Here is a 14,662-nt window from a genome sequence, read left to right as displayed (position 1 = left end):
GACAGGAGGCACTGATGGTTGAGTTTCTGTCGACATCCCGGGACGATTTCGAGGCCAGGTTCACCGCTTTGCTGTCGGCCAAGCGCGAGGAGTCGCCCGACGTCGATACGGCCGTGGCCGGGATCATCGCCGATGTGCGGGCGCGGGGTGACGCAGCGCTCGTCGATCTGACCAACCGCTTCGACCGGGTGTCGATCTGCGCGTCGGACCTGCGGGTGACCGAGGCGGAGATCGACGCGGAAATCGCCAAGGTCACGGCGCAGGATCGCGCGGCGCTGGAGCTCGCAGCCGACCGCATCGGGGCCTATCACGCGCGGCAATTGCCCGAGGATGCAAACTGGCAGGAGGCGACCGGCGCCAGGCTCGGCTGGCGCTGGACGCCGGTCGGCGCAGCGGGGCTCTATGTGCCGGGCGGGCTTGCCTCCTATCCCTCTTCGGTCCTGATGAACGCTGTGCCGGCCAAGGTCGCGGGCGTCGAGCGGCTTGCGGTCACGGTGCCGATGCCCGACGGGATCGCCAACCCGCTGGTGCTGCTCGCCTGCCGGATCGCGGGGGTGGACGAGGTCTACCGGATCGGTGGGGCCCAGGCGATCGCCGCGCTGGCCTATGGCACCCAGACCATCGCCCCGGTGGACAAGGTGACCGGCCCCGGCAACGCCTTTGTCGCGGCGGCCAAGCGACGGGTCTTCGGCCGCGTCGGCATCGACATGATCGCGGGCCCTTCCGAGATCCTGGTGATCTCCGACGGCACGGCCGATCCCGAATGGATCGCCATCGACCTGCTCAGCCAGGCCGAGCATGACGAGAGTGCCCAATCGCTGCTGGTCACGACCGACCCGGCCCACGGTCAGGCCGTGGCCGAGGCCGTCGAGCGGCGCCTGCAAACCCTCTCGCGCAGGGCCATCGCGACGGCCTCCTGGCGCGATTTCGGCGCGGTGATCACGGTGCGCGATCTGGACGAGGCGGTGGCGCTGTCGGATCGGATCGCGCCGGAACACCTGGAGCTTTGCGTGGACGGGGCCGAGGCGCTGGCCGAACGGATCCGCCATGCCGGGGCGATCTTCATCGGCGCCTGGACGCCCGAGGCGATCGGCGACTACATCGGCGGGCCGAACCACGTTCTGCCCACCGCCCGATCGGCGCGGTTCTCGTCCGGCCTGTCGGTGCTCGATTTCGTCAAGCGCACCACGCTGGCCCAGATGACGCCCGAGGCCCTGCGCGCGATCGGCCCCGCGGCCGAGACGCTGGCGATCGCCGAAAGTCTCGAGGCCCACGGGCTGAGCGTGCGCGCCCGCCTGGACCGCTTGAACGAGGGGGAATGATGAGCCGGATCTGTCATATCGACCTCGACGATGCCAACCTGCCGCCGCCGACAGCCGAGATCGAGCAGGAGCGCAAGGTCGCGATCTTCGACCTGCTGGAGAACAACGTCTTCGCCCTGCCGACCCGTGACGGGCGCGAGGTGCCGGGCGGCCCCTACAGGCTGGCACTGTCGATCCGCGAAAAGCGGCTGGTCTTCGACGTCAGCACTGAAGACGGCGATCCGGCCGCGCAATTTCACCTCAGCCTCGGGCCGTTCCGGCAGGTGGTGAAGGATTATTTTCAGATCTGCGAAAGCTATTTCGTCGCGGTCAAGACCGCCTCTCCCAGCCAGATCGAGACCATCGACATGGCGCGGCGCGGCATCCACAATGAGGGGGCGCGGGTCTTGCAGGAACGTCTGGATGGCAAGGCCGGTGTCGATGGCGATACGGCGCGGCGTCTGTTCACGCTTATCTGCGTCTTGCACTGGGGGTGACGGCGATGGGCGAGGGGACCGGCAAGGAGCTTCCCGGGTCCGTCCTGTTCTGTTGTGATCACAACGCTGTCCGCTCCCCTATGGCCGAGGGGATCATGAAGCAGCTCTATGGGACCAAGTCCTATATCCAGTCGGTCGGGGTGAAGAACGACCTGGAGGTCGACGGCTTCGCGGTGGCGGTCTGCCTCGAGATCGGGGTGGAGCTGGAGCGGCACCGCTCCCGCTCCTTCGACGAGATGGAGCAATGGGGGGACGATCTGTCGTCCTTCGACCTTGTTCTGGCGCTCTCGCCCGCCTCGCAGCGCCGGGCGCTGGACCTGACCCGGTTCTATCACCTCGACGTGGAATACTGGCCGATCCTGGATCCGACCGGTCTGGGCGAGGGGCGCGACGACAGGCTCGCCTCCTACCGCCAGACTCGCGATCAGATCCGCGAGCGGTTGATCGACCGATTCGGCCCGCCCAGGGCCGCGTGAAGCAAGATTTGCAGGAAGACTTGAAGGAAGAGGCGAAAGTGGCGCTCGAATTCCAGACCCTGCGTGGTGCGGCGCTAGAGGCCGCGCTCGACGACCTGGCCGACCTGCGGATAAGGGTCTTTCGCGAATGGCCCTATATCTACGACGGTGACTTGGCCTACGAGCGGCGCTACATGGCCGGCTACCGGGACAACGACAGGGCGGTCCTCGTCGCGGCAACAAGCGCCGGCCGCCTCGTCGGGGCGGCCACCGGGACGCCGATGGAGGATCACTCGGCCGATTTTGCCGCGGCCTTTGCCGGTCTGGACATGGGGCTGGAGCAGATATTCTACTGCGCGGAATCGGTGCTTCTGCCCGACTATCGCGGACAGGGGGCCGGGCACCGGTTCTTCGATCTGCGCGAAGCGCATGCGCGGGCGCTTGGCCGCGAACATTGCGCCTTCTGCGCTGTCCTGCGCCCGGACGATCACCCGTTGCGCCCCGCGGATGCCAGATCGCTGGAGCCGTTCTGGGAGGGCCGGGGCTATCGCAAATTGCCGGGTGCGCTGGCGGAATTCTACTGGAAGGACGTGGACCAGTCTGTCGAGACCCGCAAACCGCTGCAATTCTGGATCAAGTCGCTGTAGCCGGCCGCGGACCGCCTGCCCGGGGGCCGGCCTCCTGTGGTCTCCTTGCGTTATTCTCCTTGAAAATCGGCGAATGTGGGCGCATTTACTGCGACGTCCGCCGGTTATGGCGGATGTGAACGCAAGGAGACCACATGGCCAAGGAAGAACTGCTCGAATTCCCCGGCGTCGTGAAGGAACTCTTGCCGAATGCGACGTTTCGGGTCGAGCTGGAAAACGGCCATGAGATCATTGCGCATACGGCAGGAAAGATGCGCAAGAACCGGATTAGGGTTCTTGCCGGCGACAAGGTGCAAGTCGAGATGACGCCCTATGATCTGACAAAGGGCCGGATCAACTACCGATTCAAGTGACGGCACTCCCCCCCCGGCCGGGCCTCCGGCTCGTGCTCGCCTCCGGCTCTCCGCGCAGGCGCGAGTTGCTGGCGCAGATGGGGATCGCGCCTGACGCGGTCCGCCCGCCCGAAATCGACGAGACGCCGAAGGCCGGCGAGCTGCCCCGCGATTACGCCAAGCGCATTGCCCGCGAGAAGGCCGAGGCCAGCACACCCGCAGAGGACGAACTTGTCCTGTGTGCGGACACCACCGTGGCGCTGGGCCGCCGGATCATGGGCAAGCCCGAGGATGCCGACGAGGCGCGGGCGTTTCTCGGCAAGTTGTCCGGTCGCCGTCACCAGGTGATCACCGCGCTGGCCGGCCGGCGCGGGGACAGGATCATTGTGCGGGACGTGCTGACGGCCGTCCGCATGAAGCGCCTGACGACGGCCGAGATCGAGGCCTATCTCGAGACCGGCGACTGGCAGGGCAAGGCCGGCGGCTACGGCATCCAGGGCCCCGCCGGGGCGTTCATTCCATGGATCGGCGGCTCTTTCACCGGGGTCGTCGGGCTGCCGCTGGCCGAGACGGCGGCACTGCTGCAAACGATGGGATATGTGCGATGAAGGGCCGGACGATCGTGCTGGATCATCTTGGCGGGCGCGAGGCCGCCGCCCTGATCCTGGACGGCCAGCTGGATGATCTGCTGATCGACGATCCCGACCGGCCGCGGCCAGGGGCGATCTTTCGCGCGATCTGCGACCGCCCGATGAAGGGGCAGGGAGGCATGATGGTCCGCTTGCCGGCCGGCCGTGGATTTCTGCGCGGCGTGACCGGCTATCGTCCCGGCGCCGCGGTGCTCGTGCAGGTCACGGGCTTTGCCGAAGAGGGCAAGGCCATTCCGGTCACCCCGAAGCTGTTGTTCAAGAGCCGCCACGCCATCGTCACGCCCGACGCGCCGGGGCTGAACATCTCGCGCCAGATCAAGGACGAGGAAGAGCGGCTCAGGCTGCGCGGCCTCGCCGATGGCGAGGTTCCCGACGGCATGGGCCTGATCCTGCGGTCCTGCTGCGAAGGTGCCGAGGGGGCCGAGATCACCGAGGACATCGCCGCCATGGTCGACCTGGCCTCGGCGGTGCTGGGCGACAGCGACGGCCCGGACCCCGAGGCGCTGACCGAGGGCGACGGCCCCCATGCGATCGCCTGGCGCGAATGGACCGCACCCGCATCGGTCGTGACCGAGCCCGGGGGCTTTGCCCTCGAGGGGGTCCTCGACGGGCTCGAGGCCCTGCGAGGGGCGGCGGTGCGCCTCGACGGCGCCACGATGTATGTAGAGCCGACACGGGCCCTGGTGGCCGTGGACGTGAACACCGGGGGCGACACATCGCCGGCGGCGGCGCTCAAGGCAAACCTTGCGTCCGCCAGGGCGCTGCCCCGCGCCTTGCGTCTGCGGGGCCTGGGTGGCCAGGTCGCCGTCGATTTCGCGCCCATGTCCAAGGCCCACCGCAAGCAGGTCGAGCAGGCCCTCCGGGCCGCGTTCCGCGCCGATCCGGTAGAGACGGCGCTGGTAGGCTGGACGCAGCTCGGTCACTTCGAGTTGCAGCGCAAGCGCGAGCGGGCCCTGCTTGCCGTCCCGTCCGAGAGCCTGTCATGAGCTGTCCGATCTGTTCCCGCGAGACCGACCGCCGCTACCGGCCCTTCTGTTCCCGGCGCTGCGCCGACGTTGACCTGGCGAAGTGGTTGGGCGGCGACTACCGGATTCCGTCCGAGGCTCCGGAGGACGGCGAAGGGGCGGCATCGGAGCTTGAGGACCGGCCGGAAAAGCCGCATTGAAAAGTCCCAGTTTGGCTCTGGACACGCCGCTGACCCTCGCCTAGAACGCCGACACCCGAAGGAAGACCTTCACCCGTGCCCGGGTAGCTCAGGGGTAGAGCAGTGGATTGAAAATCCTCGTGTCGGTGGTTCGATTCCGCCCCCGGGCACCATTAAAATCAATAGCTTACAGGTTTGGTGTGTTCTGGTCGGGGCCTCGATGGTCCATTGGTCAGGTCAGTTGTCGACATTAATCTTCAGGACCGACGACATGAGAGCCATGAATGGTAATGGCTGAGTGGTTGGTAGGCTTGTCAGAGATGCATGGTGGTCGGGTGCATGGTGATCGTGACCGGGTCACAATGCCTGTCTCTTGAAAGCCGCTCGGTTTGCCGAGAGAGAGCCCTTCGACATCGGGTTCAGTCTGACCAGACGATTGTCTCATCCCTCGACCCGTTGCCAGAACCCGTATTTGCGGCCATGGCTCTGTTTGAGGGTATCGACGAACTGGCTGTGGGTCTGGATTGTCCCGAAGTCCTCGACTGCTGCTTCGCTTTCCTTGCATTCGGCGAGGTGCCGGGCGGCGTGGCGGTATCGTGTGGATTTCGCGCCATTTAGCGTGTCTTCGACCATGGCGCGGCGCATCAGGGTCGCGGCAAGCGGATGCTCCGCCACCAGTATGTCGGCTGCGCTCGTCAGCAGGTGGTAGGAATCCCCGTCCAGTTCTTCCGTGCGCGACAGCACCAGACGCGCGGCGCGATCCTGCGCGGGCCAGTCAACAAGAAAGCTCAGCGCGGCACCGATGTGGGGATGGGTTTCCGCATGATCCAGGGCCCTGTCCTCAGCCTCGATATCGTCGAAGTCAGGCAGGAGTTTCAGGAATTTCCGCAGGCTCTGCGCAGAGAGAACCTGCTGGAAGCTGGCCCACAGATGAGCCTTGAGCTCATCCGTCTTGCCCTGCCGCTCAAGGCAGTCTTCGTAGACCTCGTCCAGGTCATGCCGGAACATCCTGAAGGACTGGCCCTCTTCCGCGGCACGTGCGCGGCTGATGATGTCATGGGCCTCATCCACCCGGTCGGCATCCATCAAGCGCCGTGCGACCTCCGGCGCAATGGTCCCGAAGGTGAGTTGCTCCGGCGAATACCGGGCCATGTAGGCATCAACGTCGCCCTGCGCGTCGGCGATGTCGGCCAGGATGATCGACGCCGTGAGGGTCTTGTTGCGCTGCACGCTTGCCTCCGGCGAGGAGGACAGGCCGTAGGACCGATACGTCTCCAACTCCTGTTCGTTCGGCGGGGCTTTTGACCAGGCGCTGGTGGTCTTCTTCAGGTGCTCGAGGCCGCCGTCACCGAGGGCCTCTGCCGTTGCCGGGATGATCCCGTCGAACTCGCCATAGCCTGCGTCGGCCACGGCATCGAGAATGCGCTCCGCTAGCGTGATGCGGTCGACGGAGATCCGCGGAGACAATGTTGCGATCAGGTCCATGGCGTCGTCCATGACGCCGCCGACCGACCCGTTGCTGTCATCGGTGCGCTCATGGATCGACGGCGCGAGTTGCAGGAATTCCCACAGAAGTTCGAAGCCTTCATTTGCGTCATGCGGCGCGACCGAGGTTTCGATCATGGTCAGCAGCCCGGTCAGATCCTTGACGAAGGCCTTCTGCTTGCGCCAGCCCACGAAGCTGGTTGATCGCCGCAGCGAGGCAAAGCGTTTGCGAAGATCTGCGGCGACGTCCTTCGGGCCAAGTGCGGCGCTGAGCTCCATTCGGGCGCGGCGCTGAAGGGTGGCGTTTCCCTGCACAAGATCCATGACCAACGCCGCGAGTTGCCCTGCGCCGAGTTTTTCGAGGTTGTTCTTGTTGAGGGTCTTCTTGCTCATCGCCGACGGTGCCGTGTTCCTTGCCGAGGGTATCGGCTCTTGTGTGCCTCACCCTGCTTGGTGCGGCAATCAAGAATGGGTGCAGGCAAGCGCTACCAAGGGCCAGCGATCGCGGTTGACCAAGTCCAGACAGCGCCTTGGTTGTTCGGCGGCATTCCAGATCACCCATCTCACGGTCTGATCCCACCCCACTAGAACAGCTTCAGAAACAAACTGAAGCGAGGCCAAGATGACCGACACCACCAGCCCCACCGCCCGTATGATTGCCGATGCGATCGAAGGCTCCGGCAAGACCCAGCGCGAGATCGCCACCGAGATGGGCTTTGAGCGTGCAAACGTGCTCTCCATGCTCAAGACCGGAGAGATGCGCATGCCGCTGGAGCGCATCCCTGCTTTCGCCGCTGCGACCGGCATCAACGCCGATCTGCTGCTGCAGACCGTGATGCAGGAATACATGCCCGAGACCTGGGCCGTCGTGGCATCGTCGAAGAGATCTCCAGGCCCGACCCATGCCTTTCCCGAAGCACAGATCAACATCCGGGGGCCGGCGCCCGTCATCGAGCGATTCAAGCAGCTGTGTGCCGAGGACAGGCGAACCTATCCCGAGATGCTGGAGCTGTTGTTGATCGCGGCAGGGCAGATGCCGGGGGGGCAGGTGAGGGCTGTGATGCAGTGGGGGAGGCGAGCGGGTCCAAGGCTCGGGCTTGTTCGCAACGATTCCTGTCCTGGACGCTCCAGACGGGACTTCGGCAGCGTCTAGGACTTCGCGCTTTCCCCCGCGACGAGCACTGCAAGACGCGCCCGCACTGCAGCAAGCGCGGCCAGCATGACTGGGATTGCGCTCGCGTCGCCGCACGAGCACGTCTTGCTGCGGATGCGAAATGGAGTTTTGCAACAGAATGGGCGGGGAGTGGTCGTTCGCTGCGCCCTGGACGAACGGCAGCGAAGCGCAGAAACCGGTCTTTGCAAAGCTTAGAACCGTGGTCGGCTCCGGGAGCGCGACCGGCCCTTTGCGGACTTTGGCGACAGGTATCAACTCTGCGGCGCGGCTTCGCCACACCGGCCATCTATGTATCGCGTAGTATCTACGGGAAGCGAATGACGGCAGCGTGGGCAAAAACCACATCGGTCAGCGCGTGAAGTCACGCTGAAGCGCCTCAAGCGGTCCTCGGCCTTCGCGTCGCAATCGGGCGGGATCAACGCCTGGCGGTGCCTAGTGGTGGCCGCCCGGCCATAACTTTGCTATAGGTAAGAAATGTCAGAAAACCTTCACGACCTACTCGAAGGCGATGACCCTGTCGCGCTACGCCGTATCGAGAAAGCTCTGCAATCCGGCGACGTCCGCAACGAGCCCGTCGATGCGATCCTCAGCGCATTGATCTGGCGACGTTGCACCACCGGCCAAAACGGGGTTTTGGGGGCAGTCCTCAATCATGATTGCGCTGCACGCGTAAGCGTGCTGGCGGAACACCTTGATCGCGTCGGCGCTTCAGACGCAGCGCAGGCCATGCGGGATCTGCGAGAAGAGATCCCACTTGAGGATGAGCGAATCCGGAATGGCCTTATCGACTGGGTCGATGCCAATCCGGGTATTGCCCGGTATGCCAAAACATTAAATGACGGGGTCGACGACATCGCGCTCAAAATCTGGAACTTCATGCAGAAGTGCAAGGACGAGCTGCCTGACCCCGAAATACCCGCCAAGAGAAAAGGCCCATTCGCATGGCTGTTCAGTGGATGAGCCAAGAGCGCGGAGCGATTGGCCTGATCATCGCGAGGATCCAGAGTGCGAACGAAAATTCCGGCCGGCCCCACTGCCGGCGGAAGCCTGAGCCTGTTCCAACCCCGCCAAGTTGTCAAGTTCCGCCCGGCACGCGTTTGAACGGACGCCAATATGCTCGCTGAACAATGCATCCGCAAACGCGACTTGGAGCAAAGTCCTTTTGCTTATTCGATCCAAAGTGTGACAAAGTCTTCCAATAGATTAAGACATGGCTGCCCAACGGGCCCTGACGGTCATCTGCCTTGGGCACCCCTGCGCAGCCAGTCATGGACGAAAGCAAGCTTTTTCTGAGCGGCGTGAGACACCACGAATGGATAGGCATCATCCAAGCCCATGGAGCGATTGGCGTGATTGATGATCTTGACGACCTCGATCGCGGCCCGAAGCAACGACATGGTGTCCGGTTCCGCGTAGGCATCCCAGCCAACATGCGGCAACCCCGGCAGAACGAGCCCCGCCGAAACCGCACTGTCCGTGATATCGGTCAGATGCAGCAGATGCGCAGCCGTTTCCGCCCAATCCTCATGGGGATGGGCCGATGCATAGGTTGTCAGGTAGCTCTGGCTCCAGTCGTCCGGCGGGCCATCGTTGTAGTGCCGTTGGAGCGCGGCGGCATAGTCGTCCCTTTCGTCGCCGAAGACGCTGCGAAACGCCTCGAGGAAGTCGGTGCGCAGGCTGAGGCGCCACCAGAGCATATGCGCGATCTCATGGCGGAAATGGCCGACCATGGTGCGATACGGTTCGTCGAGCGCTTCGCGTCGCGTCGTGCGTAGGACCGGATCGGCTTCGGCCACGCTGATCGTGACCACGCCGTTTACGTGCCCCATTGCAGCAGGGGTCGGACCGTCATCGAGCATGTGAAAATACGGCGGCGTTCCGCGATCTTCTGGGCGGAACCAGTGCCAGCGTCCGATATTGTCCAGCACCCAGCGCTTTGCGGCCTCGGTTTGCGCCCAGTTGGACCGCGTATCAGGATTGGACGTATCGGGATGGACCTCGGTCATGGCACAGGAACGGCACGGCGCCCCGTCTTTGGAGGCGATCCAGTTGCATCCGATGATCTCGCGGTTGACGCAAAAGGGCGGCGTCGGAATGAACGCACGGGCGTGCGGATCATAGGCGACCGGGGTTCCGTCTGCCGTGGCAAGGTTGTGAAACCAAAGCGAGCCCGGCCCGATAGGATTGGCGAAAACGTGCATGAAGGACGGTCTCCTGATGTTTCTTGCTGCCGCTCACTACACCAAGCCGAAGGTTGGCCGCCACACGGTCACCCAATTATTCTCGGATGGCCAGAATGGGTTGCACCCAGTTTCCGGCGACGTAACACCGGCCCGAACACCCGAAGGCGGATCGACACCGACCTTCGGGCTTGGGCTGCTGCCAGCAAACGGCGTTATGCCTTATGCCTCGCCATCATCCGGAAGGTAGGCGCCATCTGCGTCGTGCACTTCCTGGCCGGTGACCGGAGGATTGAAGGTGCAGATCAAGCGCATGTCTTCGGTGCCACCTCGCAACGTATGCTGATCGTGACTGTCCAGCGCATATAGCGTCCCGTCGGTGATCTCGTGCGTCTCTCCTGTGGCTTTGTCCAGAATGCTGCCGTTGCCGGCGACGCAGTACACCGCTTCGAGGTGGTGCTTGTACCAGAGATCCATCTCGGCGCCCGCCGGGATGATGGTTTCATGCATGGAGAACCCCATGCCGTCTTTTTTGAGCAACATCCGGCGGCTTGTCCAACCCGGGCCGTTCACTTCGCGTTCCGTGCCGATGATGTCCTGAACTCGAACAACTTTCATTTTAAACTCCTAAGCATTGATTGCGACGTGGCGATTGAAACATCGCTGCGTGACGAGGGCAAACACCATGTCGCAACGACCTGTAAAAAACAGTCAGAAAACCATCAAGTCATTATCTAAAAGACATAAAATACTGCTGTAGCAGTCTTCGTGGTAGGCAGCGAGACAATACTTTTTGACAATCCCGCAGGGGCTGCATTATGCTTAGGTTATCAAATCATATGACGGCTTTGACGACGGTGTCCGACCAAACGTGTGGCCAGCGTCGTGAAGTCATCTCACAGGAGGAACGCAACTTTGAAATCTTCAGAAGCCCCCATGTCAAAAGACGTCTCGGGCTGGGCCGACCCAACCCTCGACTCCGTCCGCGGAACGGAAACGCCCAAGGACCCGAGCAAGGGCTACGTCGCCCTGCTGGGCTGGAGCGTGAACGCCATCAAGGCAGCCCAAAAGTTCGATCGTCGGTACATCGTGGTCGCGCCCGATTGGGCGGCCGATTTCTGCGAGGCCAACCACATCCCGTTCATCCCGTGGGATTTCGCGCGGCTGAACGACAGGTCCATGGAGATCGCCCAGCGACTCAAGGACGAGGGCGTGGATGTGGCTATTCCCCTATTCGAGGAAACCGTCGAATGGTCCGGCGCGATCAACTCGATCCTGATGGATCAGCCGCGCATGTACGGGCAATCCATCCTGTTCCGTGACAAGGCCCTGATGAAGCGGCGCGCCCAGCTGGGTGGCATCCGCGTGGGCATTTTCGAGGAAGCCCACGAAAAGGACGACGTCATCCGTTTCATGAAGCGGGTGAACCAGACGCTGCTGAAGCTCGACGGCGACCCGGACGACCCGATCCATGTGAAGGCTTTCGACAAGGCTGGCTGCCTTGGGCACCGCATGATCCGCACCGTCGAAGATATCGACAATATTCCGGGTGAAGAATACCCGCTTCTGATGGAAAGCCATCTGGACGGCTGGGAGTTCGCGGTCGAGGCGTGGATTCACGACGGTGAAATCAAGTTTCTGAACATCTCGGAATATGTGACGCTGGGCTATTCGGTCTTCGTGCCCGCGACGCACGAGCTGGAAAGCTGGCGCAATGCGATCACCAAGCAGATCGAAAAGCTCATCAAGACCTTCGACATCAAATTCGGTCAGATCCACCCGGAATACTTCGTGACGGCCGACGGGGAAATGTACTTCGGCGAGGTCGCCTACCGTCCACCCGGTTTCAAGGCATTCGAACTGATTGAAAAAGCCTACGGCTTTAGCGCATATCAGGCGTCCATCCTCGTCTTCGATCCCAAAAGCACCAAGGAAGAGGTCGACGCCTTTTTCCCGCGTGCGGTGGAAGACGCGAAAGGCTACGCGGGTTGCTTTGGCGTGTATCCCCGTCGTCGCGTGGTCAGTGCGCTTGAGATGCCCAAGGAAACTACGGAACACCCGTATTTCGACTCACACGAATTGGTTGCGCCCGCACAGGAAACTGTGCCGGACCGGTCCGCCTTCGGGACACACTGGGGATTGGTTTTCTTCTTCGGGGACGATCCGATCAAATTGCGCGACCTGCTCAAGGCACAAGAAGAGTTGGATTTTTATGTCTAAGCCGAATGCTGGTGTCATCAAAACCTCTGCCTGACACCACAAGTCTTTGGCTTTACCTGGGTATTGCCCTGACAGCATAGGGCCACTGACATGGCTCACTTTCGTATCTGCCCTCTGCGCTCGCAGGGGGCAGATACGGAATGGACATGAGCACTGAAAGAAGCAGGAGTTTGTGGCGGTCAAATGAACCAGCGGACTTTTTAACTGCATAGACGCAAGGGGGGCAATCCGGGCTTGTCATTGCAGCGATCCGCGTCGAACGCCACAGATTTTGAAAGTCCTGCTTTCTGCGCATCACTGGCACTGTCGCACGGCGCAGCGGTCAAGAAGGATCAACTCGTCGCGACACGGGCTTTGAATGTCGGCTCTTCCCGGTTCGGGATGCCGGGAGAGCACCCGCAGCGAAGACCGATGGCCACTCACCGAAGTCGAGGTTGGTCGTCACGATGATGGACGTGCGCTCGTAGAGGCGACTGACGAGGTGGAACAGCAGCTGGCCGCCGGTCTGTGCGAAGGGGAGATAGCCGAGCTCGTCGAGGATCAGGAAGTCGAGGCGGCACAAGAGATCCGCAGTGCGCCCCTGGCGATCAGCGCGGGCTTCGGCGTCGAGTTTGTTCACGAGGTCGACGACGTTGAAGAAGCGGCCGCGCTTGCCGCGGCGGATGCAGGCCCTGGCGATGCTCACGGCAAGATGGGATTTGCCGGTCCCGGTGCCGCCGATCAGCACGACGTTGCGTTGATGCTCAAGGAACTCTCCGGAGGCCAGATCGCGCACCAGCGTCTCGTTGACCGGCGTGTTCTCGAAGCTGAACTCATCGACCTCCTTGGCCAGTGGCAGCTTGGCAATCGTCATCTGGTATTTGATCGAGCGCGCCTGCTTCTCGCTGATCTCGGCGCTCAGCAGGTCGCCGACCATCACTGACGCCTGCAACAGCTGGCTCAGAACCTGCGAGCGGAACGGCCTCGAGAGCAGCACGATGAAGGCCTACCGCAGCCACGCGCGCATCCACATTGACCCGAAGATCGGGTGTATCCCTGTCGCCGATCTAACCCGGTCTGACGTCAAGGACTTTATCGACGACCTGCTAGATGCGGGCGTCTCGCAGACCCAGGTTCGGAAGATCATGGTCAGCTTGCGGGCCGTTCTCGCAGAAGCCGTGGATCGAGAATGGATGGATCGCAGCGTCGCCTCTGACGTCAAGATGCGCCGCCGCAGCAAGCGGCATGACAAGGACAAGATCATCCCGACCAAGAACGAGATCCGCGCGATCCTCAAGAAAGCCCCGGCGTCGCACCATGCGATGTTCCTGACAGCGATCTTCACCGGCATGCGGATCTCGGAACTGCGCGGGCTGGCGTGGTCTGTCGTCGACTTCGAGGCGAAGACCATCCGCGTCGTTCAGCGTGCCGATGAGCAGGGCAAGATCGGCCCGCCGAAGAGCAAGGCAGGTATTCGCACGATCCCGATGACGCCGCTGGTTCTGGATACACTGAGCGACTGGAAAAGTCGTGCCTTGCCGAGCGATCAGGACCTCGTCTTCCCCAACAGCGTCGGCCGGGTCCAGAACTACGCGAACATCTACAACCGGGTCTTCAAGCCGATGCTGGTCGATCTCGGGATCGTGGATGACGAAGGCGAAGCCCGGTTTGGGATTCACTCGCTGCGCCATGCAGCCGCGTCGCTCTTCATCGAGCAGGGCTGGAACCCGAAGAAGATCCAGACGCTGCTGGGCCATGCGTCAATCACGCTGACGCTGGACACCTACGGGCACCTGTTTGAGAACCCCGAGGAAGACGTCGCGATGTTCGAGAAACTGCAGAGCGATCTGCTGGTGGCATGAGCGGGCAGATCAGCCAGTCAATTCAGGACAGGATTGAAAATCCTCGTGTTGGCGGTTCGATTCCGCCCCTGGGCACCATTAAAATCAATAGCTTACAGGTTTGGGCGTTGAGGACGGAGACTCGATGGTCCACTTGTCAGGCGTGCTGACGACGTTGATCGTCATGGTCGACGACATGAGAGCCATGAATGGCGATGGCTGAGTGGTTGGTAGGCTCGTCAGAGATGCATGGTGGTCGGGTGCATGGTGATCATGACCGGGTCACAATGCCTGTCTCATGAAAGCCGCTCGGTTTGCCGCTTTGCGGATACTTGGGCCTATTGCACTTAGTCTCGGCGAAGCAACTATGTGGCATGGCGACGGCCGCAGCGCTACAGCATTCCCTCACACGAACCGAAAATCATCCTCCACATCCGCCGGGACGATGCCCTGCAGGAAGATGATATGCCCGTCGATCACCGCCTCCGTTCCGCTGCCCTTCGCCGTCAGCGAGATGTCGCGCGGGGACATGTCCAGCAGCACCTCGTCGACGTTGACCTGGAACCCGGTGATCACGTCCCGCTCGCCGCGGCTCAGCGCCGTGAACAGGAAATCATCCGCCCCGGTCCCGCCGCTTATCCGGTCGTTCCCGGCCCCGCCGTCCAGCACATCGCGCCCGGCCTCGCCGCGCAGGCTGTCATTCCCGTCGCCGCCGCGCAGGATGTCGCCGCCGGTCCAGCCGCGCAGGTTGTCGTTG

The 14,662-nt window shown here is 62.7% G+C and carries 15 protein-coding genes, 1 tRNA gene and 2 pseudogenes; 13 read left to right on the top strand and 5 right to left on the bottom strand.

Annotation, left to right across the window (positions count from 1 at the left end):
* The first annotated feature begins 14 nt into the window (after positions 1 to 14).
* From hisD to ROA7023_RS06275, 9 genes are all read left to right on the top strand, one after another.
* Positions 15 to 1,322 (top strand): histidinol dehydrogenase, encoded by a 1,308-nt coding sequence (gene hisD / locus ROA7023_RS06315; RefSeq protein ID WP_085878178.1) that lies wholly within the window; start codon positions 15 to 17, stop codon positions 1,320 to 1,322.
* Positions 1,322 to 1,798, top strand: coding sequence for a UPF0262 family protein (locus tag ROA7023_RS06310; protein ID WP_085878177.1), 477 nt, complete (start codon positions 1,322 to 1,324; stop codon positions 1,796 to 1,798). The genes hisD and ROA7023_RS06310 overlap by 1 nt, the downstream gene beginning before the upstream one ends.
* Before the next feature lie 5 nt (positions 1,799 to 1,803).
* Entirely contained in the window at positions 1,804 to 2,274 is a 471-nt protein-coding gene (locus ROA7023_RS06305) for an arsenate-mycothiol transferase ArsC (protein ID WP_085878176.1), read from the top strand.
* Positions 2,275 to 2,312: 38 nt separating this feature from the next.
* On the top strand, positions 2,313 to 2,900 hold the full coding sequence (locus ROA7023_RS06300; protein ID WP_085878355.1) for a GNAT family N-acetyltransferase: 588 nt from the start codon (positions 2,313 to 2,315) through the stop codon (positions 2,898 to 2,900).
* Between the two features lie 134 nt (positions 2,901 to 3,034).
* Positions 3,035 to 3,253 carry a translation initiation factor IF-1 gene (gene infA, locus ROA7023_RS06295; protein WP_007205486.1) on the top strand — a complete coding sequence of 73 codons (219 nt, stop codon included), beginning with the start codon at positions 3,035 to 3,037 and terminating at the stop codon, positions 3,251 to 3,253.
* Positions 3,250 to 3,840, top strand: a complete 591-nt coding sequence (locus ROA7023_RS06290; protein ID WP_085878175.1) for a Maf family protein — start codon at positions 3,250 to 3,252, stop codon at positions 3,838 to 3,840. The genes infA and ROA7023_RS06290 overlap by 4 nt, the downstream gene beginning before the upstream one ends.
* Complete coding sequence (locus ROA7023_RS06285) at positions 3,837 to 4,868, top strand: ribonuclease E/G (protein WP_085878174.1); 1,032 nt, start codon at positions 3,837 to 3,839, stop codon at positions 4,866 to 4,868. The genes ROA7023_RS06290 and ROA7023_RS06285 overlap by 4 nt, the downstream gene beginning before the upstream one ends.
* Positions 4,865 to 5,047 carry a DNA gyrase inhibitor YacG gene (locus tag ROA7023_RS06280; protein WP_085878173.1) on the top strand — a complete coding sequence of 61 codons (183 nt, stop codon included), beginning with the start codon at positions 4,865 to 4,867 and terminating at the stop codon, positions 5,045 to 5,047. The genes ROA7023_RS06285 and ROA7023_RS06280 overlap by 4 nt, the downstream gene beginning before the upstream one ends.
* 77 nt (positions 5,048 to 5,124) lie before the next feature.
* Positions 5,125 to 5,199 (top strand) — tRNA-Phe (locus tag ROA7023_RS06275).
* A gap of 268 nt (positions 5,200 to 5,467) precedes the next feature.
* Here the strand turns inward: ROA7023_RS06275 and ROA7023_RS06270 are convergent.
* Positions 5,468 to 6,904, bottom strand: a complete 1,437-nt coding sequence (locus ROA7023_RS06270; protein ID WP_085878172.1) for a DUF6880 family protein — start codon at positions 6,902 to 6,904, stop codon at positions 5,468 to 5,470.
* 229 nt (positions 6,905 to 7,133) lie between these two features.
* Between ROA7023_RS06270 and ROA7023_RS06265 the strand changes: the two genes are divergently transcribed.
* Entirely contained in the window at positions 7,134 to 7,664 is a 531-nt protein-coding gene (locus ROA7023_RS06265) for a helix-turn-helix domain-containing protein (protein WP_200812467.1), read from the top strand.
* A 495-nt stretch (positions 7,665 to 8,159) separates the two neighbouring features.
* Positions 8,160 to 8,645: a hypothetical protein gene (locus ROA7023_RS06260; protein ID WP_085878171.1), complete on the top strand. Its 486-nt coding sequence runs from the start codon at positions 8,160 to 8,162 to the stop codon at positions 8,643 to 8,645.
* 275 nt (positions 8,646 to 8,920) lie between these two features.
* Here the strand turns inward: ROA7023_RS06260 and ROA7023_RS06255 are convergent, their stop codons facing one another.
* Together ROA7023_RS06255 and ROA7023_RS06250 are read right to left on the bottom strand one after the other, a co-directional pair.
* Entirely contained in the window at positions 8,921 to 9,886 is a 966-nt protein-coding gene (locus tag ROA7023_RS06255) for a zinc-binding metallopeptidase family protein (protein WP_085878170.1), read from the bottom strand.
* Positions 9,887 to 10,087: 201 nt separating this feature from the next.
* Positions 10,088 to 10,483, bottom strand: coding sequence for an ectoine synthase (locus ROA7023_RS06250; RefSeq protein ID WP_085878169.1), 396 nt, complete (start codon positions 10,481 to 10,483; stop codon positions 10,088 to 10,090).
* 318 nt (positions 10,484 to 10,801) lie between these two features.
* Between ROA7023_RS06250 and ROA7023_RS06245 the strand changes: the two genes are divergently transcribed.
* A complete protein-coding gene (locus ROA7023_RS06245; protein ID WP_085878168.1) occupies positions 10,802 to 12,085 on the top strand; it encodes an ATP-grasp domain-containing protein in 1,284 nt (427 codons plus the stop codon).
* Positions 12,086 to 12,407: 322 nt separating this feature from the next.
* On the opposite strand, the pseudogene ROA7023_RS06240 reads toward ROA7023_RS06245, so the two are convergent.
* Positions 12,408 to 13,001: pseudogene (locus ROA7023_RS06240) on the bottom strand (ATP-binding protein); the annotation flags it as partial.
* On the opposite strand from ROA7023_RS06240, the gene ROA7023_RS06235 reads away from it, so the two are divergent.
* On the top strand, positions 12,946 to 13,926 hold the full coding sequence (locus ROA7023_RS06235; RefSeq protein ID WP_234992056.1) for a tyrosine-type recombinase/integrase: 981 nt from the start codon (positions 12,946 to 12,948) through the stop codon (positions 13,924 to 13,926). The pseudogene ROA7023_RS06240 and the gene ROA7023_RS06235 sit on opposite strands and share 56 nt — an antisense overlap.
* Before the next feature lie 384 nt (positions 13,927 to 14,310).
* Here the strand turns inward: ROA7023_RS06235 and ROA7023_RS06230 are convergent.
* Positions 14,311 to 14,662, bottom strand: a pseudogene (locus tag ROA7023_RS06230) (hypothetical protein); the annotation flags it as partial.

Source organism: Roseisalinus antarcticus (assembly GCF_900172355.1).
Lineage (GTDB): Bacteria > Pseudomonadota > Alphaproteobacteria > Rhodobacterales > Rhodobacteraceae > Oceanicola > Oceanicola antarcticus_A.
Note: the sequence above shows the minus strand (reverse complement) of the source record. Positions and strands in the feature narration are given on the sequence as shown.

What these genes read in the sequence shown, in the direction of transcription:
- ROA7023_RS06250 (WP_085878169.1), bottom strand. Translation starts at nt 10,483, where the DNA reads ATGAAAGTTGTTCGAGTTCAGGACATCATCGGCACGGAACGCGAAGTG.
- hisD (WP_085878178.1), top strand. Translation starts at nt 15, where the DNA reads ATGGTTGAGTTTCTGTCGACATCCCGGGACGATTTCGAGGCCAGGTTC.
- ROA7023_RS06260 (WP_085878171.1), top strand. Translation starts at nt 8,160, where the DNA reads ATGTCAGAAAACCTTCACGACCTACTCGAAGGCGATGACCCTGTCGCG.
- ROA7023_RS06255 (WP_085878170.1), bottom strand. Translation starts at nt 9,886, where the DNA reads ATGCACGTTTTCGCCAATCCTATCGGGCCGGGCTCGCTTTGGTTTCAC.
- infA (WP_007205486.1), top strand. Translation starts at nt 3,035, where the DNA reads ATGGCCAAGGAAGAACTGCTCGAATTCCCCGGCGTCGTGAAGGAACTC.
- ROA7023_RS06310 (WP_085878177.1), top strand. Translation starts at nt 1,322, where the DNA reads ATGAGCCGGATCTGTCATATCGACCTCGACGATGCCAACCTGCCGCCG.
- ROA7023_RS06270 (WP_085878172.1), bottom strand. Translation starts at nt 6,904, where the DNA reads ATGAGCAAGAAGACCCTCAACAAGAACAACCTCGAAAAACTCGGCGCA.
- ROA7023_RS06285 (WP_085878174.1), top strand. Translation starts at nt 3,837, where the DNA reads ATGAAGGGCCGGACGATCGTGCTGGATCATCTTGGCGGGCGCGAGGCC.
- ROA7023_RS06265 (WP_200812467.1), top strand. Translation starts at nt 7,134, where the DNA reads ATGACCGACACCACCAGCCCCACCGCCCGTATGATTGCCGATGCGATC.
- ROA7023_RS06245 (WP_085878168.1), top strand. Translation starts at nt 10,802, where the DNA reads ATGTCAAAAGACGTCTCGGGCTGGGCCGACCCAACCCTCGACTCCGTC.
- ROA7023_RS06305 (WP_085878176.1), top strand. Translation starts at nt 1,804, where the DNA reads ATGGGCGAGGGGACCGGCAAGGAGCTTCCCGGGTCCGTCCTGTTCTGT.
- ROA7023_RS06280 (WP_085878173.1), top strand. Translation starts at nt 4,865, where the DNA reads ATGAGCTGTCCGATCTGTTCCCGCGAGACCGACCGCCGCTACCGGCCC.